Origin of the sequence: Burkholderia sp. AU45388, assembly GCF_030481585.1 — a bacterium.
GTDB classification, from domain to species: domain Bacteria; phylum Pseudomonadota; class Gammaproteobacteria; order Burkholderiales; family Burkholderiaceae; genus Burkholderia; species Burkholderia sola.
Genome location: NZ_JAUJPV010000079.1, coordinates 1 through 662, shown reverse-complemented (window position 1 = coordinate 662; position 662 = coordinate 1). Strand labels below are relative to the sequence as shown.

The window sequence follows — 662 nt, the reverse complement described above, 5'->3', positions numbered from 1 at the left end:
CTTTGCGCCGTGCCGTGCAATTGCGAGCCGTTCACCGCGTCCGTGCTCGTCGCGCTCACGTCCCCTGCGGCGAGCTTCTTCAACTTCGTACCATTTTCACCGGCCAGCGTGATCGAGCCTTTTGCCTCGTCGTCGTAGCCGACTGCACTCGGGTCCATGCCGCCACCGACAGTCTCGGCCGCAGCCGCGATCGCATCGCCTACGTTGCCGTACGTCTTGTCGCCCACGTGATACGCCGGCGCTTGCACGCTGCCGTCGGCTGCGATGCTTGCGCCGCCGCCCAGCGCCGTCACAACACCGGTCAACTGACCGACATTCACCGCGTCCGTGCCTTGCGTACCCGCCGCGACGTTGACGATCTGGCGCGTACCGGCCACGCCGCCGCCCACCGACACGGTATTCGCACGATTCGCCTGCGAACCCGTACCCAATGCCACCGCGCCCTCGGCGTCGCGAGCGACGTAGGTCTTCGCACCAAGCGCCATGGCGTCGGCGACGTTCGTCTCAATGGTCGCGTTCTTGCCCACCGCAATGCCGTTGGTCGTGCCAACCAGGGACTGTGCGCCATCGCCGATCGCAATCGCACTCTGAGCCAGCGCAGCCACGTGGTTGTTACCCACCGCGACCGCGTTATTGCCGTTCGCTTTGCCCTGCGAGCCGAT

At 66.2% G+C, this 662-nt stretch carries 1 pseudogene; it reads right to left on the bottom strand.

Going from position 1 to position 662, the window contains the following annotated elements:
- Positions 1-662: pseudogene (locus QZM72_RS35535) on the bottom strand (hypothetical protein); the annotation flags it as partial.